This is a genomic window from Thermus composti, assembly GCF_014647535.1.
Taxonomy (GTDB): domain Bacteria; phylum Deinococcota; class Deinococci; order Deinococcales; family Thermaceae; genus Thermus; species Thermus composti.
Genome location: NZ_BMPJ01000001.1, coordinates 26,497 through 47,770, shown reverse-complemented (window position 1 = coordinate 47,770; position 21,274 = coordinate 26,497). Strand labels below are relative to the sequence as shown.

Sequence of the window (21,274 nt, the reverse complement as noted above, 5' to 3'; positions counted from 1 at the left end):
ATGCGGCTCCGCGCCACCCCCAAAGCCCTGGCCCTGAGGCTGGACGGCGGGGAAACCCCCGAGGCCATCCGGGCCCTTCCCCTGCCCGAGGGGCTACCCCTTGAGGTGGAGGTGGCGGGCCCCGTGTCCCAGGAGGTCCTGGAAACCCTCCTCGCCCTGGGCCGCCCCCTCACCCTCCTTCCCCCGAGGAACCGGCCTTCCACCGGCACCCTGGTGGTGGCCAAGACCCTCCGCTCGGGCGAGCGGGTGGAGCACCCGGGGACGGTGGTGGTCCTGGGGGACGTGAACCCGGGGGCCGAGGTGGTGGCGGGGGGGGATGTGATCGTGGTGGGAAAGCTTAGGGGCCTGGCCCACGCCGGCGCTTACGGGGACGAGGCGCGCTTCATCTTCGCCCTGGAGCTCGCCGCCAAGCAGGTGCGCATCGGCCCCCACCTGGCCCAGGCCCCCGAGGGGGAGAAGGCCCCCGGGCCCGAGCTCGCCCGGGTGGAGGAAGGGCGGATCGTGGTGGAGCCCTGGGCTAAAAGGAAATCCCCCCCGGTTCCACCCCGTAGCGCTTGAGGACCAGGTAGATGACCCAGCCCGTGAGGGCCACGTAGAGCCAGATGGGCACCAGGACCTTGGCCCAGCGCTTGTGCAGGGCGAACTCCCCCCTAAGGGCCCGGTAGATCACGTAAAGGGCCAAAGGGCCGTTGAGGGCGGCGAGGAGGGTGTGGGTGAGGAGGACAAAGTAGTAGGCCCCCCGCCAGGCCTCAGGCCCCCCGTAGGCCGTGGTCCCGTAAAGCCCCCACTTGGCTAGGTAAAAGACCAGGAAGAGGGCAGCCAAGGCCGTGGCCAGGAGCATCGCCCGGTGGTGGGCCTCCCGCTTTCCCCGCCGGATGAACCAAACCCCCCAAAGAAGGCTAAGACCCGAAAGCCCGATGCTCCACACCGCCAAAAGCCCAAGCAGGTCCTTCATAGGCCCTCTCCTTTGAGGCGCTCCGCCAGAAGCCGCACCGCTTCCACCCTCGAGGTGCGGGCGTAGCTATAGCCCAGGAGGAAGTCCTCCTCCTCGCGGCGGAGCTGGTAAAGCCGGAGGTAGACCAAGGCCAAAAGCCCGTCCCGCTCCCGGGTGGGGGGAAGGCGGTGGAGGAGCCGGGAAAGCTCCAGGAAGCGGGGAATGGAGGCCGCCTCCACCGGGGTCTTCCGCAGGGCCTGGGCCAGGGCCTCGAGGGTCTCCTCCATGGCCTAAGGAGTGTACCACGAGAGGCCGCTAAGGCACCGTGCGGCTTGCGCGGTTCCCGGCGGCGTCCACGGCGATGAGGGCGGCCCCGGGGGGCACCTCCACGGAAAAGACCACCTCGGCCCCCTTGGGAAGGGAAAGGGGAACGTAGCGCTCCCCCACCCGGGCCACCACCCGGTCCACCCCCACGTTGTCCTCCACCCGGCCGTAGACCCGGTAAACCCCCCCTTCCCGCTCCACCCGCTCCAGAAGGATCCGGGGAGGGCTTGCGTCCAGGACCAGGGGAATCCGCTTCTGGGCGCGGTTTCCCCTTAGGTCTTCCGCTTCCAAAAGGAGCTCCACCCGGCCCGAGCTTGGGGCCTGGAGGCGGAAGCGGAAGCGGACCAGGCGCTCGCCCGTCTCCTCCGGGGGGAGCACGGCCTGCCCGTTCACCCACACCTGGGCCACCCCCGAGGGGTCAAAGGCGTACCCCTCCGCCGCCACCGCCCGCCCCGGGGCCACCCCGCCCCCCAAAGGGGCCACCAGGCCCACCTGGGGCGGGGCGGTGTCGGGCCTGGCGCAGCCCGCAAGGAGAAGCAAAAAGAGCCAAGGGGGATGCCGCCGCATCCCCCTTATGCTACCGGCCCAACTACTTAAGGTACACCCGGGGACCGAACTGTATACCGAAGGTGGCTTGCTGAGCGTCAAAAAGGTAAGTGAAGGTGGGCTCTAACCGCAGGGCCAAGGCCCCCTGGACAGGCACCTCGAGGCCGATAAGCCCCCGGATGCCGAAGTCCGTGGAGGAAGCCCCGCCCACGGAAGCGAAGGTCAACCCCAGGCCCAAGCCGACGTCCACCTTCAGGTTCTGGGCCAGCTCCAGGGGCAAGGGGTAAAGGGCATCCACGGCAAACCCCAAGAGGGTGGCATTATTGCCTGCAAGCACGCTTAGCCCACCCCTCAGACCCACAGGGCCCAGCACCTCCTCCGCCCCCGCCTGCACACCCAGGGAAAGCTCGAAGTTAGGGGCTAGGGCAAGCTCCCCGCCGAGGGCTTCCCCGTAGAGGCGGCCTTGGGCAAAAGCCGCACCGAAGGCCAGAAGTGCCGCCAAAACCAGTGTCTTCAACCGAAGCATACCTATACCTCCTTTCTGCCAGGCAATCCTGGCTTTTCCCATTATGAGGCTAAAAGCCCTTCCCTTCAAGTGGTGTAGAGGGCGTTGATGCGCACGTACTCCTCGGTGAGGTCGCAGCCGTAGGCCTCCCCTTCCCCCGGGCCTTCCTGGAGGTCCACCAGGACCACCACCTCCTCGGCCCCCATGGCCCGGCTTGCGGCCTCCCGGTCAAAGGGAAGCACCCCCCCGGCGTAGAGGGGAATTCCCTGGAGGGAAATCCGCACCCGAAGGGGGTCAAACCGGGCCCCCGAGCGGCCCAAGGCGGCCAGGATCCGGCCCCAGTTGGGGTCGTTCCCGTAAAGGGCGCTCTTCCAAAGAAGGCTTCCCGCCACCTGCTTGGCCGCCCGCCTGGCCTCCTCCGCCGTGGCCGCCCCCACCACCCGCACCACCATGAGCTTGGTGGCCCCTTCCCCGTCCCGGGCGATGGCCTTGGCGAGCTTTCGGGCCACCCCTTCCAAAGCCTCCAGGAACGGCTCCAAGGGCACCTCCCCGTAGGCCCCGTTGGCCAGGACCACGGCCAGGTCGTTGGTGGAGGTGTCCCCGTCCACCGTCACCTGGTTGAAGGTGCGCTCCACGATCCCCCGCCAGGCCTCCCTCAAGGCCTCCTGGGGAAGGGAAGCGTCCGTCACCAAGAAGGCCAGCATGGTGGCCATGTCGGGGTGGATCATCCCGCTCCCCTTGGCGATGCCCACGATCCTCGCCCCTTCCACCTCGGCCTCGGCCACCTTGGGGCGGGTGTCCGTGGTAAGGATGGCCTCGGCGAAGGGGTCGGCGAAGGGGGCGAGGTCTATCTGGGGCAGGCCCTTCTCCACCTTTTCCACGGGCAAGGGCACCCCGATCACCCCGGTGGAGGCGGTGAGGACCTCCTCCGGGGCAAGCCCAAGGCGCAAGGCGGCGAGCTCCGCCATGCGCCGGTCGTCGGCGAAGCCCCTTTCCCCGGTGGCGCAGTTGGCGTTCCCGGCGTTCACCACCACCGCCCTAAGGGGCTTCCCCGAGGCGTAAAGGGCCCTTCCCCTATGGATGGAAGGGGCCGCCGCCAGGTTCTTGGTGGCGGCGTAGGCCCAGACGGCGGGAAGCCCCGAGACCAAAAGGGCGAGGTCGGGCCTTCCCGAGGGCTTGATCCCCGCCCGGGTGGCCCCCGCCCTAAAGCCCCTAGGAAGCCTCACGGCCATAGCCCCTCCTTGGGCAAAGCGGTCTCCTCGGAAAAGCCCATCATCAGGTTAAAGTTTTGCACCGCCTGCCCCGCCATGCCCTTCACCAGGTTGTCCAGGGCGGCGAAGACCAAAACCCGCCCCGTCCTTTCCTCGTAAAGGGGCTTGAGGTCCACCCGGTTGCTCCCCAGGGTGCCCTTGGTCTCGGGAAGCCCCTCCACCACCCGCACGAAGGGCTCTTGGGCGTAGAAGTCCCGGTAAAGGGTATTTAAAGCCTCCTGGTCCCAGCCTCCCTCCACCTCCGCCTCGGCGGTGATGAGGATCCCCCGGGTCATGGGCACCAGGTGGGGGGTGAAGGAAAGCCGCACCGCTTTCGCCTCCCCGTGGGTGCGCGCCCGCCTCCCCTGGGCCAGGAGGCGGCCTAGGTTTTGCTCCATCTCGGGGATGTGCCGGTGGGTGCCCCCCGCCTTGTAGGGCTTCAGGTTCTCGTTCACCTCGGCGAAGAAGGTGCCCTCCCCTTCCCGCCCCGCCCCCGAGACCCCGCTTAGGCCCACCACGAAGGCCCCCTTCAGGACCCCTTCCGCCGCCAAGGGGGCGAGGGCCAGGGTGGCGGCGGTCACGTAGCAGCCGGGGTTGGCCACGAGCCTTGCCCCTTTAAGCTCCTCCCGGTGGAGCTCGGGAAGGCCGTAGACCGCTTCGGCGTAAAGCTCTGGGCTTTTGTGAGGGATGCCGTACCAGGCTTCATAAACCCCGGGGGGCAGGCGGAAGTCCCCCGAGAGGTCTATGGCCCGTTTCCCCGCCTTGAGGACCTCCGGGACGATCCCCATGGCAAGCCCGTTGGGCAGGGCCAGGAAGACCACCTCCGCCCGCTCCAAGACCTCTTCCTGAGGAATAAAGGGCCTCTCATCCCAAAGCTGGGGCCAGGCGGAAGAGAGGGGCTTGCCCTCGTACTTGCGGCTGGAAAACCCCACCAGCTCCACCCCAGGGTGGGCCTTGAGGAGCCTAAGGAGCTCCGCCCCCCCGTACCCCGAGGCCCCCAGGACCCCCACCCTTACCACGGCACCTCCAAAAAGGTTTCGGGAAAGGCCAAGGGGGCTACCTTCTCGCCGGGCCGGACCCAGATCTGCTCCCGGTAGTGGTCCCCCTGGGGGGTGCGGAAGAGAAGAAGCCGCCCCCCGGAAAGGTCCTGCACCCAGACCTCAGGCACACCCCCCTTGGCGTAGAGGGGGAGCTTTTTAGCCAGGTCGTATTCCAAGGAAGCGTCGGCCACCTCCACCACCCAAAGGACGTCCCCGGGACCCGGAAGGCGCTCGCGGTAATCCCCAGGATGAAGCAGGGCCAGGTCCGGCTCCAGGTAGGTGTCGGGGGCGAGGGCCAAGGGGCCCTGGACCTGGACCAAGAGGGCGGGGAAATGTTCCACCAAAAGTCGGTTCCACCGGTTCACCGCGTAAGCGTGGCGAGGGCCTATGGGCGCCATCTGGTAGATCTCCCCTTGCAGAAGCTCCACCCCCCGCTCGGGAAGGGGAAGCTTCAGGAACTCCTCCAGGCTAAAGCGGTAGGGCCGGACCATACCCCTACTTTAGCAGGGTGAGGAGCACGGCCTTGGCGGTGTGGAGGCGGTTTTCCGCCTGGTCAAAGACCCGGCTCCTTTCCCCGTGGACCGCCTCCTCCGTGGTCTCCTCCCCGTAGTGGGCGGGGAGGCAGTGGAGGAAAATGCCCTCGGGGTGGAGGAGTTTTAGGAGTTCCCCGTTCACCTGGAAGCCCTGGAAGTCCCGGAGGCGCTTTTCCCGCTCATCCTCTTGGCCCATGCTGGTCCAGACGTCGGTGTAGAGGGCGTGGGCGCCCAAGACGGCCTCCTTGGGGTCGTGGGTGAAGTGGGCGTTCGCCCGTTTGAGAAGCAGGGGATCGGGCTCGTAGCCCCTAGGGGTCGCCACCCGCACCCGAAGGCCCACGAGGGGGGCCACCTCCAGGAGGGAGTTGAGGACGTTGTTCCCGTCCCCCACCCAGGCCACCTCGATGCCCTCCCATCCCCCGAAGGCCTCCTTCAAGGTGAGGAGGTCGGCCAGGGCCTGCAAGGGGTGGGCCCGGTCGGAAAGGGCGTTCACCACCGGCACCCGGGCGTGGCGGGCTAGGGCCTCCACGGTCTCGTGCCTGTACACACGGGCGGCGATTCCCTCCACGAAGCGCTCCAGGTTCTTGGCGATGTCCCTTACGGGCTCCCTTTCCCCGATGCCCACCTGCTTTTGGTCCAGGTAGACCGCATGCCCCCCCAGGTGGAGCATGGCCACCTCGAGGGTGGTCCGAGTGCGCAAGGAGGGCTTCTCAAAGAGGAGGGCGAGGACCTTTCCCTTTAGGTCCTCCCCCCGGTAGCGCTCCTTTTTAAGCCTCTCCGCCAGGGCCAAAAGGGCGAGAAGCTCCTTGGGGCCGTAGCCGGAAAAGTCCAAAAGGTCCTTGGGCAGGGTCAGGGCGTCTCCCCCCATGAGGCCTATAGGATACCCCAACCCTGCAAACTTATGCAAGGCCTTCAGGCCCGGGACCAGGGCACGTAGAGCACGGGAAGGGGGCTTACGAAGGGCTCGGCGTAGTCCACCCCCAAATAGTTCCCCCAGTAGCGGCGCATGGCCTTGCGGGCCCCCACCCCCTTAGGCCCCACGGTCTCGCTCACCCCTTCCCCGGAAAACTGGCTCCTATAGGCCAAGACCGCGGCCTCCCACCGGTCTATGAAGGCGGAGATCTTGACCAAAAAGCTGGGGGTGAAGGGGTGGTTGCCGGGATAGAAGAAAAGCCTTTCCACCCGGTGGGGCTCCCCTTCCAGGGGGGCTTTCTTAAGCCCCGCCAGGTGCACCGCCGCCACCGCCAGGCGGCTTGCCGCGGTGTGGTCGGGGTGGCGGTCGGCCTCGAGGGGGGCCAGGATCACCCGGGGCCTAAGCCACCTCAGGGCCTGGGCAAGCTTGAGCCGCTGTTCCTGGACGTCAGAAAGCCCCCCGTCGGGAAGCCCCAGGTTGCCCCGGAAGTCCAGGCCCAGGACGCGGCTCGCCTCGGCCACCTCCTTTTCCCGTTCCTCAGGCGTGCCCTTCGTGCCCATCTCCCCCCGGGTGAGGTCCAGAATCCCCGTGGAAAGCCCCTCCGCCTTGGCCCGGGCCAAAGTCCCCCCGCACCCCAGCTCCCCGTCGTCGGGGTGAGGGGCGATCACCAAAAGGTCAAGCATCCCTCACCTCCACCCGCTCCCCTAAGCGCCTTTCCGTCCCCGCTTGGAGGCGCTTCAGGTTTTCCCGATGGGTCCAGAAGATGAGGAGGGCCATGAGGAAGACCGTGGCCACCTCCCAAAGGGGCCTTCCCAAGGCCAGGGAGAGGACGAAGGCGGCGACTCCCCCGGTCATGCTCCCCGCCGAGACGTAGCGGGTGAGGAGCATCACGGAAAGGCCGATGGGCAGGGTCCAAAGGGCCAAGACGGGGTCCAGGAAAAGGAGGGTGCCGAAGCTGGTGGCCACCCCCTTGCCCCCCCGAAAGCCCAGGAAAAGGGAATAGTTGTGGCCCAAAACGGCCGCCACGGCCACCCCGCCCAGAAGCCAGCCCTCCACCCCCACCGCCCGGGCGAGGAGCACGGCGATGCCCCCCTTGAAAACGTCAAAAAAGGCCACCACCAAGGCTGGCCCCCACCCCAAGGCCCTGAGGACGTTGGTGGCCCCGATGTTCCCCGAGCCCACCTTGCGGATGTCCACCCCGTAGGTGCGGGCCACCAAAACCCCGGCGGGGATGGAGCCAAAGAGGTAAGCCAGCGCCAAGGCCAGGAAAACGCCCTCCATGGAAAGCGATTGTACCCCCCCATTTGGGGGTGGAACCAGCCCTTCCTTTGCTAAGTACCCCACTGCGGCCTTCACCGCGGTGGAGACCCCAAAAGGGCGTGCGCATAGGCTAAAACCAGGGGGCGTCTTTGGAAAAAGCAACGTGCGGAGGCTTAGCTGCTCGCCGAGGTGTAGCTCCTCAGGGCCAGGCGGAAAAAGCCCCGGGCGAGGAAGAAAAGCCCAAGAGCTATGCCCAAAGCGAGGAGGGGGGCCTCCCCCCTCCTCAAAGCCGCCTCGGCGGGCACGGTGGTGAGGAAGGCCACGGGCACCACGAAGGTGAAGAAGACCCGGTAGAGGGCGGGGTAGCCCCCCACAGGAAACCGCCCCGCCTCCAAAAGCCCCCTGAGGACCTCGGTGACGTTGTAGATCTTCACGAACCAGACGCTGGTGGTGGCCAGGAGGAACCAGAGGCTATAGAGCATGAGGGCGCCAAGGAGCCAGTAAAGGGCGAAAAGGAGGTAGCCCCCTGGGTCTAGGCCGAGCCGGCTTCCCCCGTAGAGGAGAAGGCCAAGCCCCAGGAGGAAGTCCCCGAGGCCCCAAGGGGAAAAGACCCTTAGGGAAAGCCAGAACTGGGGGTCCAAGGGCTTCAAGAGGACAAAGTCCAGGGTGCCCTGCTGCACGTGCTCCACGATCTTGTTGAGGTTGGGGGCGAGGAGGGTGGCCGCAAGGCCCTGAAGGAGGGTGAAGGCAGCGAGGACCAAAAGGGCCTCCTCCAAAGCCCACCCCCCGGGCCGGTACCCCCCTTGGTACAGGAGGGTCAAGGCGAAGACCGAGCCCAAGAGGGTGAGCGCCGAGGAGAGGAGGCCCAGGAGGAAGTTGAGCCGGTACTCCATCTCCGCCGCCAGGGAAAGGCGCAGGAAGAGGAGGAAGACCCTTAGGTAGCGCACGAAACCCATTACACCACAGGGTAGACTGGGTGGCGTGTCGGAGGACGCCATCGTCTTCGCCCAGGACCTCACCAAGCACTACCAGGTGGCCCTAAAGGAGGAAAGCCTCCTCGCCACCCTGCGCCACTTCTTCTTCCGGGAGTACCGCCTGGTAAGGGCCGTGGAGGGGGTGAGCCTGGCCATCGCCCCGGGGGAGGTGGTGGGCTTTTTGGGGCCCAACGGGGCGGGCAAGACCTCCACCCTCAAGATGCTCACGGGCCTCCTCCACCCCACAAAGGGGACGGCCCGGGTGGCGGGGCACGTGCCCTGGAGGAGGGAGAAGGCCTTTTTGAAGAAGATCACCCTGGTGATGGGCAACAAGCAGCAGCTTGTCTGGGACCTTCCCGCCATGGACACCTTCCGCCTGAACGCCGCCATCTACGAGATCCCGGAAGGGGAATTCCGGAAAAGGGTGGGGGAGCTTGCGGAGATGCTGGCCCTGGAAGGGAAGCTCCACCAGCCCGTGCGGAAGCTTTCCTTAGGGGAGAGGATGAAGGCGGAGCTCCTTGCGGCCCTCCTTCACCGCCCGGAGGTCCTCTTCCTGGACGAGCCCACCTTAGGCCTGGACGTGAACGCCCAGGTGGCGGTGCGGGACTTCCTCAAGGAGTACAACCGCCGCTACGGGGCCACCATCCTCCTCACCAGCCACTACATGGCGGACATCGCCGCCCTCTGCCCCCGGGTCCTGGTGATCCACCAAGGAAGGCTCCTTTATGACGGGGCCTTGGAAGGCCTCCTGGAGCGCTTCGCCCCCTACCGGGAGGTGGGGCTTACCCTTAAAAGCCCCTTGCCCAAGGAGGCCCTAAGGGCCTTCGGGGAGGTGCGGGAGGTGGAGGGGCGGGAGGCGAGGCTTCTCGTGCCCCGGGAAAGGCTTATGGAAAGGGTGGCGGAGATCCTAAAAAGGCTTCCCGTGGAGGACCTCGAGGTCAAAGAACCCCCCTTGGAGGAGGTCATCGCCCGGGTCTTCCAGGAGGGCCACGTGGAGGAGCCCCGATGAGAAAGGCCAAGACCCTCCTTAGCGTCTACCTGGCCTACATGCTGGAGTACCGGGCCGAGCTCTTCCTCTGGGCCCTGGCGGGAACCCTGCCTTTGATCCTCATGGGCGTCTGGGTGGAGGCGGCCCAAAGCGGTGCCTTTCCCCTTTCCCCGGGGGAGTTTGCCCGCTACTTCCTCATGGTCTTCCTGGTGCGCCAGGCCACGGTGGTCTGGGTGGTGTGGGAGTTTGAGCGGGATGTGGTGGAGGGAAGGCTTTCTTTCCGGCTTCTAAGGCCTTTGGACCCCTTCTTAGACCACCTGGCAGCCCACGTGGCGGAAAGGCTCGCCCGGCTTCCCTTCGTCCTCCTCCTCACCCTCCTCTTCTTCCTCCTCTTCCCCGAGGCCCGCTTCGTCCCCGAGCCCCTTCCCTTTCTCCTGGGGCTTGGCCTCACGGTCCTCGCCTTTCTCCTCCGCTACCTGATGCAGTACACCACCGCCCTCCTCACCTTCTGGAGCGAGCGGGCCACGGCGGTGGAGGAGGTCTTCTTCCTCCTTTACCTCTTCCTCTCGGGGACCCTTGCCCCCCTCGAGGTCTTCCCGGAGCCTTTGCGAAGCCTCGCCCTCCTCACCCCCTTCCCCTACCTGGTCTACCTCCCCGCCGCCTTCCTCGCCGGGCAGGAGGTGGCCCTTTTCCCGGGGCTAGGGGTCATGCTCTTTTGGGGCGGGGTCTTTTTTCTCCTATGGCGGCTCCTTTGGCGCCTTGGCCTAAAGCACTACGCGGGCCACGGGGCATAAGGCCACCCCATCCTGGCTTGCGCCAGGATGGGGGCCCCGAAAACCCCTTGGGGGGAGCTTTCCCTTCGGATGGGCTACCATGAAGGTATGGCCACCCGGTACCGGTTCCGCGTGGGGGAGTTTGAACGGGCCTTCCAGGGGGTGCCCCATGTGGAGCTCCTTCGGGGAGAGGTGTACCAGATGAGCCCCATCGGACCCAAGCACGTTTTCGCGGTGATGCGGCTGGACCACAGGCTTAAGGAGGCCTTGGGCAACCGGGCTTTAGTGGCGGTCCAATCCCCCCTCCGCCTTTCCGAAGACTCCGAGCCCGAGCCGGACCTCATGGTGCTCAAGCCCCCTCTGGAGCGCTACGCGGAGCGCCTCCCCACCCCGGAGGACGTCCTCCTCCTCATAGAGATGGCGGACACCTCCCTCCCCTTTGACCAGGAGGTGAAGCTTCCCCTCTACGCCGAGGCGGGCATCCCCGAGGTGTGGCTCGTGAACCTTCAGGAGAACCTCCTCGAGGTTCACCGGGACCCCCGGGGCGGGCGGTACCGGGAGATCCGCCTCCTCTCCCCCGAGGAGGCGGCAAGCCCCGCTGCCTTCCCCGAGGTCAGGCTTCCTTGGGCGTAGCCTGGCGGATGGGAAAGAGGAGGGCGTAGGCGTAGCCGTCGGTGAGGGCCTTGAGGGAGGCCTCGAGGATGTTCTCGCTCGCCCCCACGGTGCTGAAGCGCTCCTCCCCCCGCTTCATCTCCACCATGACCCGCACCCCGGAGTTGGTCCCCGCCTCCTGCCCCGAGAGGATCCGCACCTTGTAGTCCGTGAGCTCCACGTCGGCAAGCTCCGGGTAAAACCCCAAGACCGCCTTGCGGAAGGCCCTGTCCAGGGCGGAGACCGGCCCAAAGGGGCTTTCCGCAGCGGTGTGCTGGAGGCTTTGCCCCACCCGCACCCGCACCGTGGCCTCGGCCCAGGCGGTGTCCAGGCCCCTGCCGTGGACGAAGACGCTAAACCCCTCCACGCTGAAGGGAAGGCTTCCCCCCTTTAGGCGGTGGGCCAGGAGGTAGAAGCTGGCCTCCGCCCCCTCAAAGGCGTAGCCCTCGTACTCTAAGGCCTTCACCTCCTCCAAAAGGCGCCTGGCCTCCTCCCGGGAAAGGTCCACGCCCAGCTCCTGGAGCTTGGCGAGGAGGTTGGAGCGGCCCGAGACGTCCGAGACCAGGAAGCGCCTTTGGTTGCCCACCCACTCCGGGGGGATGTGCTCGTAGGTGCGGGGGTTCTTGAGGACGGCGGAGACGTGCACCCCCGCCTTGTGGGCAAACGCCGCCTCCCCCACGTAGGGGGCGCGGCGGTTTGGGGTGAGGTTGGCCCTTTCGTCCACGAAGTGGGATAGCTCCCTAAGGCCCCTAAGCCTTTCGGGGGGCAGGGCGGGGATCTTGTACTTGAAGACCAGGGTGGGGAGGAAGCTGGTAAGGTTCAGGTTCCCGCAACGCTCCCCGTAGCCGTTGATGGTCCCCTGGACGTGGGTGGCCCCGGCCCTCACGGCCGCAAGGGCGTTGGCCACGGCGAGCTCGGCGTCGTTGTGGGGGTGGATGCCCACCCGGACCCCCGGGAAGCGCTCCACCACGGCCTTGGTGATGGCGTAGACCTCCTCGGGGAGGCTTCCCCCGTTGGTGTCGCAGAGGACCAGGGTGTCGGCCCCGCCTTCCCGGGCGGCCTCGAGGGTGGCGAGGGCGTAGGCGGGGTCCTCCTTGTACCCGTCAAAGAAGTGCTCGGCGTCGTAGATGACCCGCCTGCCCCGGCTTGCGAAGAAGGCCACCGTCTCCCGGATCATGCGGAGGTTCTCCTCCAAGGTGGTCTCCAAGGCCTCCAGGACGTGGAGGGTCCAGCTCTTGCCGAAGAGGACCACCACGGGGGTCTCCGCCTCCAAAAGGGCCAGGACCGAGGGGTCCTCCTCGGGGGAAAGGCCTTTTCTGCGGGTGGCCCCGAAGGCGGCAAGCCGCACCGCCCCCAGGTCCACCCCCTTCATGCGCTGGAAGAACTCGGCGTCCTTGGGGTTGGAGCCGGGCCAGCCCCCCTCAATCACGTGGATGCCGAAGGCGGCCAAGCGCTTGGCGATGGCCACCTTATCGTCCACGGAGAGGCTCACCCCTTCCCCTTGGGTGCCGTCCCGCAGGGTGGTGTCCAGGATCTCCACCATGCTTACCCCTTAAGCTTTCCGCATAGGGCACCCTCTTTTTTGGGGCCCCCATCCCGGCTTGGGCCGGGATGGGATGGTATTAAACCCCGCGGTGGACCTCCTCAACGGAGGGGGGGTGCCGGGTGGCCCGGCCTGAAGCCAGCTTCCCGGCGGCGTCCAGGAAGGCCCGGGCGCTGGCCTCCACGATGTCCGGGGAGACCCCCACCCCCACCGCCTGGAGCTCCCCAAGCCTGAGGCGCACCGTCACCTGGCCCAGGGCCTCGGTGCTCCCCGTGATGGCCTCCACCCGGTAAAGCTCAAGCTCCGGCTTAAGGCCGATGGCCTCCTGGATGGCCTTGAAGACGGCGTCCACCGGCCCGTCCCCGGTGTGGGTGGCAAGCCTCTCCCCGTCCGGGGTCTTCACCTTCACCGTGGCCGTGGGGAGGAGGCCGGAGCCAGAGAAGAACTGGACGTGCTCCAGGGTAAAGAAGTGGGAAGCGGGCACCCTTTCGCTCTCCACCAGGGCCTGGAGCTCCTCGGCGGAAAGGGGCCCCTTCTTCTCGGCCACCTCCTTGAAGCGGGCGAAGAGCTTCTTAAGCTCCTCCTCGGAAAGGTCCTTGTAGCCCAGGTCCTCGAGGGCCTTCTTGAAGGCCGCCCGGCCCGAGTGCTTGCCCAGGACCAGGACGGCGGGGCGCCTTCCGATGAGCTCGGCGTCCATGATCTCGTAGGTGGAGCGGTGCTTGAGAACCCCGTCCTGGTGGATGCCGGATTCATGCGCGAAGGCGTTGTCCCCCACGATGGCCTTGTTGGGGGGGATGGGCATCCCGGTGTAGCGCTCCACCAGGCGGCTTACCCGGTAGATCTCCCGGGTGTTGATCTGGGTCTTGGCCTTGTACCAGTCCCGGCGGACGTAGAGGGCCATGACCACCTCCTCGAGGGCGCAGTTCCCCGCCCGCTCCCCGATGCCGTTGATGGTGCACTCAATCTGCCCCGCCCCGTTCTCCACGCCCGCCAGGGCGTTGGCTGTGGCCATGCCCAGGTCGTCGTGGGTGTGGGTGGAGATGACCACGTCCCGGCCCCGGACCACCTCGTCCCGGATCCGGCGGATCAGGGCCCCGTACTCCTGGGGCGTGCCGTAGCCCGTGGTGTCGGGGATGTTGATGGTGGTGGCCCCGGCCTCAATGGCCACCTCGTAAAGCCGCTTCACGAACTCCCAGTCCGCCCGCATCACGTCCTGGGCGGAAAACTCCACGTCGTCCACGTACCGCCTGGCGTAGCGGACCATCTTGTCCGCCATCTCCAGGACCTCCTCCTCGGTCTTCCTCAGCATGTACTGGAGGTGGACCTTGGAGGCGGAGGTGAAGACGTGGATCCGGGGCTTTTCCGCCTTCTCCAAGGCCTTGGCCGCCTGGTCAATGTCCAGGGTGTGGGTGCGGGCAAGGGCGGCGATGATGGGGCCTTTGACCTCGGCGGCGATGCGGCGCACCGCCTCAAACTCCAAGGGCCCCGATACGGGGAAGCCCGCCTCAATGATGTCCACGTTGAGGTCCGCCAGGGCCTGGGCGATCTCCAGCTTCTGGTCCAAGGAGAGGGCCACGCCAGGGCTCTGCTCCCCGTCCCTGAGGGTGGTGTCAAAGATCCGGATGTGCCGCTCTTCCATCTTCCTTCACCTCCCAAAAACGCACAGGGGCCCCCGAAGGGGCCCCGTCCAAGCCCTTAGCCTACCTCCTCCAATACCCTCGCCTTGAGGAAGGGCATCATGGCCCGAAGCCTAGCCCCCACCTCCTCAATGGGGTGCTCCGCCCAGCGCTTGCGGTTGGCCTCGAGGACGGGGCTACCCACCTGGTTCTCCAGCATCCACTCCCGGGCGAACTCCCCGGACTGGATCTGGCGGAGGATCTCCCGCATGCGGCGCTTGGTCTCCTCCAGGGGCACGGAGAGGTCGCCCCGGGTGTAGTCCCCGTACTCCGCGGTGTTGGAGATGGAGTAGCGCATCCCCTTAAGCCCCGCCTCGTAGATGAGGTCCACGATGAGCTTCACCTCGTGGACAGTCTCAAAGTAGGCCATCTCCGGGGGGTAGCCCGCCTCCACCAGGGTCTCAAACCCCGCCCGGATGAGTCGGGTGAGCCCCCCGCAAAGCACCGCCTGCTCCCCGAAGAGGTCGGTCTCCGTCTCGTCCTTGAAGGTGGTGGCGATGACCCCGGCCCTCGCCGCCCCGATGGCCTTGGCGTAGGCGAGGGCGGTGGGGAAGGCGCTTCCCGAGGCGTCCTGGTGGACGGCCACCAGGGCGGGAACCCCGCTTCCCTTCTGGTACTCCGAGCGCACCAGGTGGCCCGGGCCCTTGGGGGCCACCATCCACACGTCCAGGTCCTTGCGGGGCTTGATCTGGCCGAAGTGGATGTTGAACCCGTGGGCGAAGGCCAGGGCCCCTCCCTCCTTCAGGTGGGGGGCGATGGCTTCCCGGTAGACCTCGGCCTGCCGCTCGTCGGGGAGGAGGACCATGACGATGTCAGCCTCGGCCACCGCCTCCGCCACGGGGAGGACCCTAAGGCCTGCCGCCTCCGCCTTCTCCCAGCTCCTAGACCCTTTGCGCAGGCCCACCCGCACGTCCACCCCCGAGTCCTTCAGGTTCAGGGCGTGGGCGTGCCCCTGGGAGCCATAGCCCAAGACCGCCACCTTCTTGCCTAGGATGAAGCCAAGGTCCGCGTCGTGCTCGTAGTAAACCTTCATACCGCCTCCTTTTTCTCCCTGACCTTAAGGGTCCTCTCCCCGCGGCTCATGGCCACGGCCCCGGTGCGCATGACCTCGAGGATCCCGTAAGGCCTCAGGGCCTCAATGAAGGAGTCCACCTTCTTGGAGTCCCCGGTAAGCTCCAGGATGAGGCTCCTTTGGGCCACATCCACCACCCTCGCCCGGAAGGCCTCCTGGATGTCCTTGACGGCGAGGCGCTCCTCCACCCCCGCCACGTGGACCTTGACCAGGCAAAGCTCCCTTTCCACGTGGGGCTCGGCGTGGTCCGTGACCTTCAGGACCTCAATGAGCCGGTTGAGCTGCTTCTCCACCTGCTCCAAGGTGTGGTCGTCCCCCGAGACCACCAGGCAGATCCTGGAAAGCCCCGGGATGTGGGTGGTGCCCACGGCGAGGCTTTCCAGGTTGAAGCCCCGCCTTGCGAAAAGGCCCGTGATGCGGTTCAAGACCCGGGGGTGGTCCTGGACCAAGACGGAGATAACGTGCCTCACGCCTCCACCTCCTCCCGCTCCGCGGGGTGCTCTATGATCATGTCCTCGGCGGCGCCCCCGGCGGGGATCATAGGGAAGACCCCCTCCTCGTGGTAGACCTTGAACTCGGCCACCACGGGGCCGTCGGCGTTAAGGACCGCCTCCACGCCTTTCCTCAGGTCCTCCTTCCGCTCCACCTTTATGCCCCGGATGCCGTAGGCCTCGGCCAGGCGGGCGAAGTCGGGGTTGGAGTCCGCCAGGTAGACCTCGCTATAGCGCTTGGCGTGGAAGAGGTCCTGCCACTGGCGCACCATGCCCAGGTAGCCGTTGTTGAGGATCACGATCTTCACGTCCAGCTTGTACTTCACCACCGTGGCCAGCTCCTGCAGGGTCATCTGGAAGGAGCCGTCCCCGTCAAAGTCAAGGACCAGCTCCTCGGGGCGGGCGATCTTGGCCCCGATGGCGAAGGGAAGCCCCACCCCCATGGTGCCGAGGCCCCCCGAGGTGAGGAAGCTCCGGGGGCGGGTCACGGGGAAGAACTGGGCGGCGAACATCTGGTGCTGCCCCACCCCCGTGGTGACGATGGCGTGCCCCCCGGTGGCCTCGTGGAAGGCCCGGATCACCTCCTGGCTTTGCAAGTGGGGCTTGGGCTTGAAGCGCAAGGGGTAGCGGGTGCGCCACTCCTCAAGCTCCCGCCACCAGGCGGCGAGCCTAAGGGGCTTCGCCCCCTTGAGGAGCTCTTTGAGCACGAGCCTCGAGTCCCCCACGATGGGGATGTGGGTGCGCACCACCTTGCCGATCTCCGCCGGGTCAATGTCCACGTGGATGATGGTGTGGGCGTGGGGGGCGAAGCGGGAGACCTTGCCCGTCACCCGGTCGTCAAAGCGGAGGCCGATGGCCAGGATCACGTCGGCGTGGTGGATGGCCCGGTTGGCGGCCACGGTGCCGTGCATCCCCGGCATGCCAAGCCAAAGGGGATGGTTCCCGGGGAAGGCCCCGAGGCCCATTAAGGTGGTGATCACGGGAAGCCCCGTTTTCTCGGCGAAGGCGAGGAGTTCGGCGTGGGCGTGCTGGGCCCCACCCCCCACCATGAGGATGGGCCTTTCCGCCTTCTCCAAGGCGTCCAAAGCCCTTTCAATCTGCTTGGGGTGGCCCATGAGGGTGGGCTTGTACCCGGGAAGGTCCAGGACCACGTCAAAGCTTCCCGTGAACTCCTCCAGCTGGACGTCCTTGGGGATGTCTATGAGCACGGGACCCGGGCGGCCCGTGGCGGCGATGTGGAAGGCCTCCTTCACCACCCGGGGGATCTCGTTCACGTCCTGGACCAGGTAGTTGTGCTTGGTGATGGGCATGGTGACCCCGGTGACGTCCGCCTCCTGGAAGGCGTCGGTGCCGATGAGGGCCCGGGGGACGTTCCCGGTGATGGCCACCACCGGGGTGGAGTCCATCATGGCGTCCGCCAGGCCCGTGACCAGGTTCAAGGCCCCGGGGCCCGAGGTGGCCATGACCACCCCCACCTTGCCCGAGGCCCGGGCGTAGGCGGTGGCGGCGTGCACCCCCCCTTGCTCGTGGCGCACCAGGATGTGGCGGATGGGGCTATCGTAGAGGGCGTCGTAGGTGGGCATGATGGCCCCGCCCGGGTGGCCGAAGATCACCTCCACCCCTTCCCGCTCCAGCGCCTTTAAAAGTGCCTCCGCTCCCTTCATGGACCCCTCCTAAACTTAAAAACCCCCCGGTTGTCCGGGGGGTTTGGGATGCGCCCTTAAACGCTACGCCCTACCCCCCGCTGGCCCTACGATTAGGGCCAGGCCTAGGGATAGGGCGAGGGCGTAGCGCATCTTGGGCCTAAGGATAGCCGCCCTCCTCCCTCCTGTCAAGCCCAGGCCACCCGGCTTCCCGAGGGGTGCTTGCGCACCACGAGCCTTGCGGGAAGCCGTTCCGCCAGGGCGGCCACGTGGGTGACGATGCCCACCAGGCGGCCCCGGGTGGGGAGGGCCTCGAGGACGCCCGCCACCCCTTCCAAAGCCTCGGGGTCCAGGGTGCCGAAGCCCTCGTCCAGGAAGAGGGCCCCAAGCCTCCCCCGGGAAAGCTCCTCGGAAAGGGCCAGGGCCAAGGAGAGGCTCGCCAGGAAGCTTTCTCCTCCCGAGAGGGTCCGCACGGGGCGCTCCGCCCCGTTCCAAAGATCGTAGACCCAGTACTCGTCCCCCCGGGCGAGAAGCCGGTACCGCCCCCCGGAAAGGGTGGCGAGGAGGTGGTCGGCCCGCTCCACCAGGTGCCGTTGCTTGAGGCCCAGGAGGTAGGTGGGGAAGCGGTGCTCCTGAAGGTCCAGGGCGAGCCGCTCCCAAAGGGCGAGCTCCCGCACCACCCCGGCGAGGCTGGCCTCGGCCTCCCGCCTCCGCCTCAGGGCCTCCTTGACCTTTTCCAGGTTCTCCCGCAGGGCGCCTTGCCGCACCAAGGCCGCCTCCCGCTCCCGGTTTAGCGCTTGAAGGCGCCTTTCCGCCTCCCCAAGCCGCCTTTCCGCCTCCTCCAAGGAGAGGCTTGGGGGAGGAAGGGCCTTGAGGCGGGCCTGGACCTCGGCCCACTCCTCCCCGTGGCGCCGCAAGGCCTCTTCCAGGGCCCTCTTTGCCTCGGGGGGAAGGAAGGCCGCCCGGGCCTCCGCCTCGGGCATGAGCCCCTGGGTCCGGGCCCGGGCCTCCTCCAGGGCCTTGGCCTGCTCGGAAAGCCGGGCCCTAAGGGCCTCCAGGGTCCGCTTTAGCTTCTCCTCCTGGGCTAAAAGCTCCTGGTGCCGCCCCTCCAAGTCCTTTAAGCGCCCCACCTCCTTTTCCAGGGCCTCCAGGTAGGCCCCAACCCCCATCCCCCGGGTGGCCGCCCGCAGGTGGCGGTAAAGCCCCGCCCCCAGGGCCTTTTTCTCCTCCCCGAGCCGGGAAAGCTCCGCCTCCCGCTCCGCAAGCCGCCCCTCCAGGTTGTCCTCGAGGCGCGAAGCCCTTTCCCTAAGGCGCTCTACCTCCTTCTCCAGGGCCCGGGCCTCCCCCAAGGCCTCCCGGTAGGCCTCCCGCAGGGCCTCAAGGGCCCCCTTGGCCTCCTCCAGGGCCCTCCTCAAGGCCTCGAGGTCCCCGGGCCTGGGGGCCACGCCCAGGGCCAGGAGGGCCTCTTTGCGCCTTTGGACTTCCCCCTCCAGGGCCCCAAAGGCCCGCAGGACCTCCCGAAGCCGCTCCTCCAGGGCCCGCCGCCTGGGGGCGGGGTCTACGGCCTCGGGCTTTGGGGGAAGGGCGTGGACCCGGGCACCGCAAAGGGGGCAGGGCTCGCCGGGCCTCAGGAGATCGTGGTAGGCCAAAAGGCCTAAGCGCCTTTCCGCCTCCGCCAAGGCGGCGCGCTCCCGCTCCAAGGCCTCCTTCTCCCGCCCTAAAGCCTCAAGCCGGGCCTCCAGGGAAAGGATCTCCTCCGTCAGGCGGTGGGCCTCGGCCTCCTTCAAGGCCTTCTCCAAGGCCTCCGCCCGGGCCTTGGCCTCCTTGCCCTGGGCCTCGAGGCGCCTTAAGGCCTCCTTAAGCTCCCGAAGCCTTTCCTCCTTCTCCCGGAGGTCCCGGAGGAGGGCCACCCCCTCCCTAAGCCCCAAAACCTCCCGCTCCAAGGCGGCCTCCCGGGCCAAAAGGGCCTTCAGGGCCTCGGGGTCGTGGCGGGGAGCGGGGTGGTCCCGCACCCCCACCCTTTCCCAAAGCTCCTCCAAGGGCCTTAGGGCCTGGGCCTCGAGGCGCTCCCTTTGGGCCTCCTCCAGGGCCTTGGGATCGTAGCCCAGGGCGCTCCGCTCCGCCTGGAGGGCCTTAAGGCGCTCCTCGGCCCCTTGGAGCTCGGCCTCGGTCCCCCGGAAGGCCATCTCCTTGGCCCGGAGGTCCTGCCAAAGGGGGAGGGCCCTTTCCGCCTCCCGGCTCCTTTCCAGCTTGCGGGCGAGGCCCTCCATCTCCTCCCTTTCCGCCGCCAGGCGGGCCAGCCGGGCCTGGAGGGCCGCCCACTCGGCGGCCCGGTCCCTTAAGGCCTTGGCCTCCTCCAAGGCCCTCCGGGCCCCCTCCACCTCCTCCGCCAGGCGGGCAAGGCGGCCTTCCAACTGGGCGAGCTCCGCCACAAGGCGCGCCTCCTCCTCGGGGCTCGCCCAGGCCAAGGCGGCAAGCTCCCCCTCCAGCCTCTCCTTCTCCGCGGCCAAAGCGGCCTTTCTTTCCTGGGCCTTCGCCCGGGCCTTCTCCAGGCGGGCAAGCCCGAAAAGGTCCAGAAGAATCCCCCGGCGCTCCTTGGCCTCCCCCTTGAGGAAGCGGTCAAACTCCCCCTGGGGGAGGAGGAGGGCCCGGGTAAAGGCCTCGTAGGAGAGGCCGAGGAGGTCCTGAAGCCTCTCGTTGAGCTCGCTTAGGGTCTCCACGGGGACGAGCACCTCCTTACCGCCCTCCAGGAGGAAAAGCCGCCCCTCGCTCCGCCTCCCCCGGGTGCGGGCCACCCGGTAGACCCGCTCCCCCAGGGCGAAGGTGAGCTCCACCCGGGCCTCCTGGGCGGCGGGATGGACGAGCTCCCCCACGCTCCGCCCAAGCCGGGGCACCCGCCCGTAAAGGGCGAAGGCGATGGCGTCCAGGAGGGTGCTCTTGCCGCTTCCCGTGGGGCCGGTGATGGCGAAGAGTTCCACATCGGAAAAATCCACCGCCTGCCTTTCCCGGTAGGGGCCAAACCCCTCAAGCACCAAGCGCAAGGGCCTCAAGCTCCACCTCCCGCAGCACCTGGACAAACCGCTCCCAAAGGGCCTCCTCCTCCCGGCCCTCCGCCCTCAGGTAGTCCCGGTAGGCCTCCGCCAAGGAAGGGGGCACCGCCCCTTCCTCCTGGGCTTCCCTCGGGGCCACCCCCGCCGCCTCCACCGCCAGGAGGTGGGGCAGGGCCCGGTAGAGCCCCTCCTTCACCGAAGGGGAAAGCCCCCCCTCCACCACGAGCCTGAGGTAGCCGGGGAAGCGCTCCAGCTCGGAAAGCCGCCCGTCCAGCTCCTCGGGACGGAGACGGAAGGTCCTAAGGGGCTTCCCCCACCGCTCCTTAAGGGGGTGGACCCTGGGGGGGCCCTCCTGGGGAAGCTCCACCAGAAGGGCCCCCCGCTCCGCCTCCTCCCCCTCGCCGAAGTCCAGCTGGACGAGGCTTCCCGGGTACCAGGCCACCGGGGCCTCCGAGACCTGCTGCTGCCGGTGAACGTGCCCCAAGGCCACGTACCGGGCCTTAAGGGGCAGGGCCGAGGGGGGGACGGCGTAGGCCTCGGAAAGGTGGAAGGCGAACTCCCCGCCCCCAGGGCGCACCCCTTCCAGGGCGAAGTGGCCCAGGATCAGGGGGCTTTCCAGGTTGGCGAGGATCCGCCGCATGGCCTCGGCGTAGGTGCGGTGGCGCTCCTCCGCCTCCTGGAACACCTGCTTGACCAGAACCCTCTCGGAGACGAAGGGCAAAAGGGCCGCCTCGAGGCCCTTCACCCTCACCACCCCGCCCTCCTCCCGGAAGAGGGGCCTGCCCCGCACCACCGCCCCGGCCAGGGCGAGGAGGGGGGCCATGGCCTCGAGGCGCTCCTTGGGGTCGTGATTGCCGGCGATGACCAAGGCGGGCACCCCAAGCTCCCGAAGGCGCAGGAAGAACTCCAGGGCATGCCCCTCGGCCTCGGCGGAGACCTGGGGCCGGTCAAAGAGGTCCCCCGAGACCACCACCAGGTCCACCCGTTCCTTCCGCACCAGTTCCAGAAGGTCCTGCAGGGCCTGAGCGATCTCGGGGGTGCGGTCTATCCCCTTCAAGACCTTGCCCAGGTGCCAGTCGGCGGTATGGAGAAGGCGCACGGATCCCAT

22 protein-coding genes are annotated in these 21,274 nt (G+C 67.7%); 4 read left to right on the top strand and 18 right to left on the bottom strand.

The genetic code is table 11. The features are described 5' to 3' along the window. Entirely contained in the window at window positions 1-558 is a 558-nt protein-coding gene (locus tag IEX93_RS00220) for a septum site-determining protein MinC (protein ID WP_188845216.1), read from the top strand. On the opposite strand, the gene IEX93_RS00215 is transcribed toward IEX93_RS00220, so the two are convergent. From IEX93_RS00215 to IEX93_RS00165, 11 genes are all read right to left on the bottom strand, one after another. Continuing rightward, window positions 518-955, bottom strand: coding sequence for a DUF420 domain-containing protein (locus IEX93_RS00215; RefSeq protein ID WP_188845214.1), 438 nt, complete (start codon window positions 953-955; stop codon window positions 518-520). The genes IEX93_RS00220 and IEX93_RS00215 overlap by 41 nt on opposite strands. After that, window positions 952-1,221 carry a hypothetical protein gene (locus tag IEX93_RS00210; RefSeq protein WP_188845212.1) on the bottom strand — a complete coding sequence of 90 codons (270 nt, stop codon included), beginning with the start codon at window positions 1,219-1,221 and terminating at the stop codon, window positions 952-954. Before IEX93_RS00210 ends, IEX93_RS00215 begins: the two co-directional genes overlap by 4 nt. 28 nt (window positions 1,222-1,249) lie before the next feature. Further along, entirely contained in the window at window positions 1,250-1,825 is a 576-nt protein-coding gene (locus IEX93_RS00205) for a hypothetical protein (protein ID WP_188845210.1), read from the bottom strand. 22 nt (window positions 1,826-1,847) lie between these two features. Then, window positions 1,848-2,330 (bottom strand): hypothetical protein, encoded by a 483-nt coding sequence (locus IEX93_RS11380; RefSeq protein ID WP_229906058.1) that lies wholly within the window; start codon window positions 2,328-2,330, stop codon window positions 1,848-1,850. A 65-nt stretch (window positions 2,331-2,395) separates the two neighbouring features. Next, entirely contained in the window at window positions 2,396-3,541 is a 1,146-nt protein-coding gene (gene argJ, locus IEX93_RS00195; RefSeq protein WP_188845208.1) for a bifunctional glutamate N-acetyltransferase/amino-acid acetyltransferase ArgJ, read from the bottom strand. Then, window positions 3,532-4,569 carry an N-acetyl-gamma-glutamyl-phosphate reductase gene (gene argC, locus IEX93_RS00190; protein ID WP_188845427.1) on the bottom strand — a complete coding sequence of 346 codons (1,038 nt, stop codon included), beginning with the start codon at window positions 4,567-4,569 and terminating at the stop codon, window positions 3,532-3,534. Before argC ends, argJ begins: the two co-directional genes overlap by 10 nt. Before the next feature lie 2 nt (window positions 4,570-4,571). Beyond that, entirely contained in the window at window positions 4,572-5,090 is a 519-nt protein-coding gene (locus IEX93_RS00185; RefSeq protein WP_188845206.1) for a Uma2 family endonuclease, read from the bottom strand. Between the two features lie 4 nt (window positions 5,091-5,094). Next, window positions 5,095-6,000 (bottom strand): ornithine carbamoyltransferase, encoded by a 906-nt coding sequence (gene argF / locus IEX93_RS00180; protein WP_188845204.1) that lies wholly within the window; start codon window positions 5,998-6,000, stop codon window positions 5,095-5,097. Between the two features lie 44 nt (window positions 6,001-6,044). Next, entirely contained in the window at window positions 6,045-6,728 is a 684-nt protein-coding gene (gene bshB1 / locus IEX93_RS00175; protein ID WP_188845202.1) for a bacillithiol biosynthesis deacetylase BshB1, read from the bottom strand. Next, window positions 6,721-7,326: a glycerol-3-phosphate 1-O-acyltransferase PlsY gene (gene plsY, locus IEX93_RS00170; RefSeq protein WP_188845200.1), complete on the bottom strand. Its 606-nt coding sequence runs from the start codon at window positions 7,324-7,326 to the stop codon at window positions 6,721-6,723. Before plsY ends, bshB1 begins: the two co-directional genes overlap by 8 nt. Window positions 7,327-7,478: 152 nt before the next feature. Further along, the gene (locus IEX93_RS00165; RefSeq protein ID WP_371863134.1) at window positions 7,479-8,252 is read right to left on the bottom strand and encodes an ABC transporter permease; all 774 of its coding nucleotides are present in this window, start codon (window positions 8,250-8,252) and stop codon (window positions 7,479-7,481) included. 34 nt (window positions 8,253-8,286) lie between these two features. Here IEX93_RS00165 and IEX93_RS00160 point away from each other — a divergent pair, with 34 nt between their 5' ends. The 3 genes from IEX93_RS00160 to IEX93_RS00150 all read left to right on the top strand — a co-directional run bounded on the left by IEX93_RS00160 (window position 8,287) and on the right by IEX93_RS00150 (window position 10,673). Continuing rightward, the gene (locus IEX93_RS00160; RefSeq protein WP_188845196.1) at window positions 8,287-9,288 is read left to right on the top strand and encodes an ABC transporter ATP-binding protein; all 1,002 of its coding nucleotides are present in this window, start codon (window positions 8,287-8,289) and stop codon (window positions 9,286-9,288) included. Continuing rightward, the gene (locus tag IEX93_RS00155) at window positions 9,285-10,061 is read left to right on the top strand and encodes an ABC transporter permease (RefSeq protein WP_188845194.1); all 777 of its coding nucleotides are present in this window, start codon (window positions 9,285-9,287) and stop codon (window positions 10,059-10,061) included. The genes IEX93_RS00160 and IEX93_RS00155 overlap by 4 nt, the downstream gene beginning before the upstream one ends. Window positions 10,062-10,148: 87 nt before the next feature. After that, window positions 10,149-10,673 carry a Uma2 family endonuclease gene (locus IEX93_RS00150; RefSeq protein ID WP_188845192.1) on the top strand — a complete coding sequence of 175 codons (525 nt, stop codon included), beginning with the start codon at window positions 10,149-10,151 and terminating at the stop codon, window positions 10,671-10,673. Here IEX93_RS00150 and cimA read toward each other — a convergent pair. The 7 genes from cimA to IEX93_RS00115 form a co-directional block, all read right to left on the bottom strand. After that, window positions 10,654-12,234, bottom strand: a complete 1,581-nt coding sequence (gene cimA / locus IEX93_RS00145; RefSeq protein ID WP_188845189.1) for a citramalate synthase — start codon at window positions 12,232-12,234, stop codon at window positions 10,654-10,656. The two genes, IEX93_RS00150 and cimA, sit on opposite strands and share 20 nt — an antisense overlap. Before the next feature lie 79 nt (window positions 12,235-12,313). Further along, entirely contained in the window at window positions 12,314-13,873 is a 1,560-nt protein-coding gene (locus IEX93_RS00140) for a 2-isopropylmalate synthase (protein WP_188845187.1), read from the bottom strand. Between the two features lie 56 nt (window positions 13,874-13,929). After that, window positions 13,930-14,943 carry a ketol-acid reductoisomerase gene (ilvC, locus tag IEX93_RS00135; protein ID WP_188845185.1) on the bottom strand — a complete coding sequence of 338 codons (1,014 nt, stop codon included), beginning with the start codon at window positions 14,941-14,943 and terminating at the stop codon, window positions 13,930-13,932. After that, window positions 14,940-15,452 carry an acetolactate synthase small subunit gene (gene ilvN / locus IEX93_RS00130; RefSeq protein WP_188845183.1) on the bottom strand — a complete coding sequence of 171 codons (513 nt, stop codon included), beginning with the start codon at window positions 15,450-15,452 and terminating at the stop codon, window positions 14,940-14,942. The genes ilvC and ilvN overlap by 4 nt, the downstream gene beginning before the upstream one ends. Continuing rightward, window positions 15,449-17,137 (bottom strand): biosynthetic-type acetolactate synthase large subunit, encoded by a 1,689-nt coding sequence (gene ilvB / locus IEX93_RS00125; protein WP_188845176.1) that lies wholly within the window; start codon window positions 17,135-17,137, stop codon window positions 15,449-15,451. The genes ilvN and ilvB overlap by 4 nt, the downstream gene beginning before the upstream one ends. A 167-nt stretch (window positions 17,138-17,304) precedes the next feature. Next, window positions 17,305-20,166 carry an AAA family ATPase gene (locus tag IEX93_RS00120; RefSeq protein ID WP_188845174.1) on the bottom strand — a complete coding sequence of 954 codons (2,862 nt, stop codon included), beginning with the start codon at window positions 20,164-20,166 and terminating at the stop codon, window positions 17,305-17,307. Next, window positions 20,141-21,265, bottom strand: coding sequence for a metallophosphoesterase family protein (locus IEX93_RS00115; RefSeq protein ID WP_188845172.1), 1,125 nt, complete (start codon window positions 21,263-21,265; stop codon window positions 20,141-20,143). The genes IEX93_RS00120 and IEX93_RS00115 overlap by 26 nt, the downstream gene beginning before the upstream one ends. Window positions 21,266-21,274 lie beyond the last annotated feature (9 nt).

Bases quoted from the DNA above. Each gene is read 5' to 3' on its own strand.
- IEX93_RS00210 (WP_188845212.1), bottom strand. From the start codon at position 1,221: ATGGAGGAGACCCTCGAGGCCCTGGCCCAGGCCCTGCGGAAGACCCCG.
- IEX93_RS11380 (WP_229906058.1), bottom strand. From the start codon at position 2,330: ATGCTTCGGTTGAAGACACTGGTTTTGGCGGCACTTCTGGCCTTCGGT.
- cimA (WP_188845189.1), bottom strand. From the start codon at position 12,234: ATGGTGGAGATCCTGGACACCACCCTGCGGGACGGCACCCAAGGGGAA.
- argF (WP_188845204.1), bottom strand. From the start codon at position 6,000: ATGGGGGGAGACGCCCTGACCCTGCCCAAGGACCTTTTGGACTTTTCC.
- ilvB (WP_188845176.1), bottom strand. From the start codon at position 17,137: ATGAAGGGAGCGGAGGCACTTTTAAAGGCGCTGGAGCGGGAAGGGGTG.
- argJ (WP_188845208.1), bottom strand. From the start codon at position 3,541: ATGGCCGTGAGGCTTCCTAGGGGCTTTAGGGCGGGGGCCACCCGGGCG.
- IEX93_RS00155 (WP_188845194.1), top strand. From the start codon at position 9,285: ATGAGAAAGGCCAAGACCCTCCTTAGCGTCTACCTGGCCTACATGCTG.
- IEX93_RS00205 (WP_188845210.1), bottom strand. From the start codon at position 1,825: ATGCGGCGGCATCCCCCTTGGCTCTTTTTGCTTCTCCTTGCGGGCTGC.
- plsY (WP_188845200.1), bottom strand. From the start codon at position 7,326: ATGGAGGGCGTTTTCCTGGCCTTGGCGCTGGCTTACCTCTTTGGCTCC.
- IEX93_RS00185 (WP_188845206.1), bottom strand. From the start codon at position 5,090: ATGGTCCGGCCCTACCGCTTTAGCCTGGAGGAGTTCCTGAAGCTTCCC.
- IEX93_RS00220 (WP_188845216.1), top strand. From the start codon at position 1: ATGCGGCTCCGCGCCACCCCCAAAGCCCTGGCCCTGAGGCTGGACGGC.
- ilvC (WP_188845185.1), bottom strand. From the start codon at position 14,943: ATGAAGGTTTACTACGAGCACGACGCGGACCTTGGCTTCATCCTAGGC.
- bshB1 (WP_188845202.1), bottom strand. From the start codon at position 6,728: ATGCTTGACCTTTTGGTGATCGCCCCTCACCCCGACGACGGGGAGCTG.
- IEX93_RS00215 (WP_188845214.1), bottom strand. From the start codon at position 955: ATGAAGGACCTGCTTGGGCTTTTGGCGGTGTGGAGCATCGGGCTTTCG.
- IEX93_RS00140 (WP_188845187.1), bottom strand. From the start codon at position 13,873: ATGGAAGAGCGGCACATCCGGATCTTTGACACCACCCTCAGGGACGGG.
- IEX93_RS00150 (WP_188845192.1), top strand. From the start codon at position 10,149: ATGGCCACCCGGTACCGGTTCCGCGTGGGGGAGTTTGAACGGGCCTTC.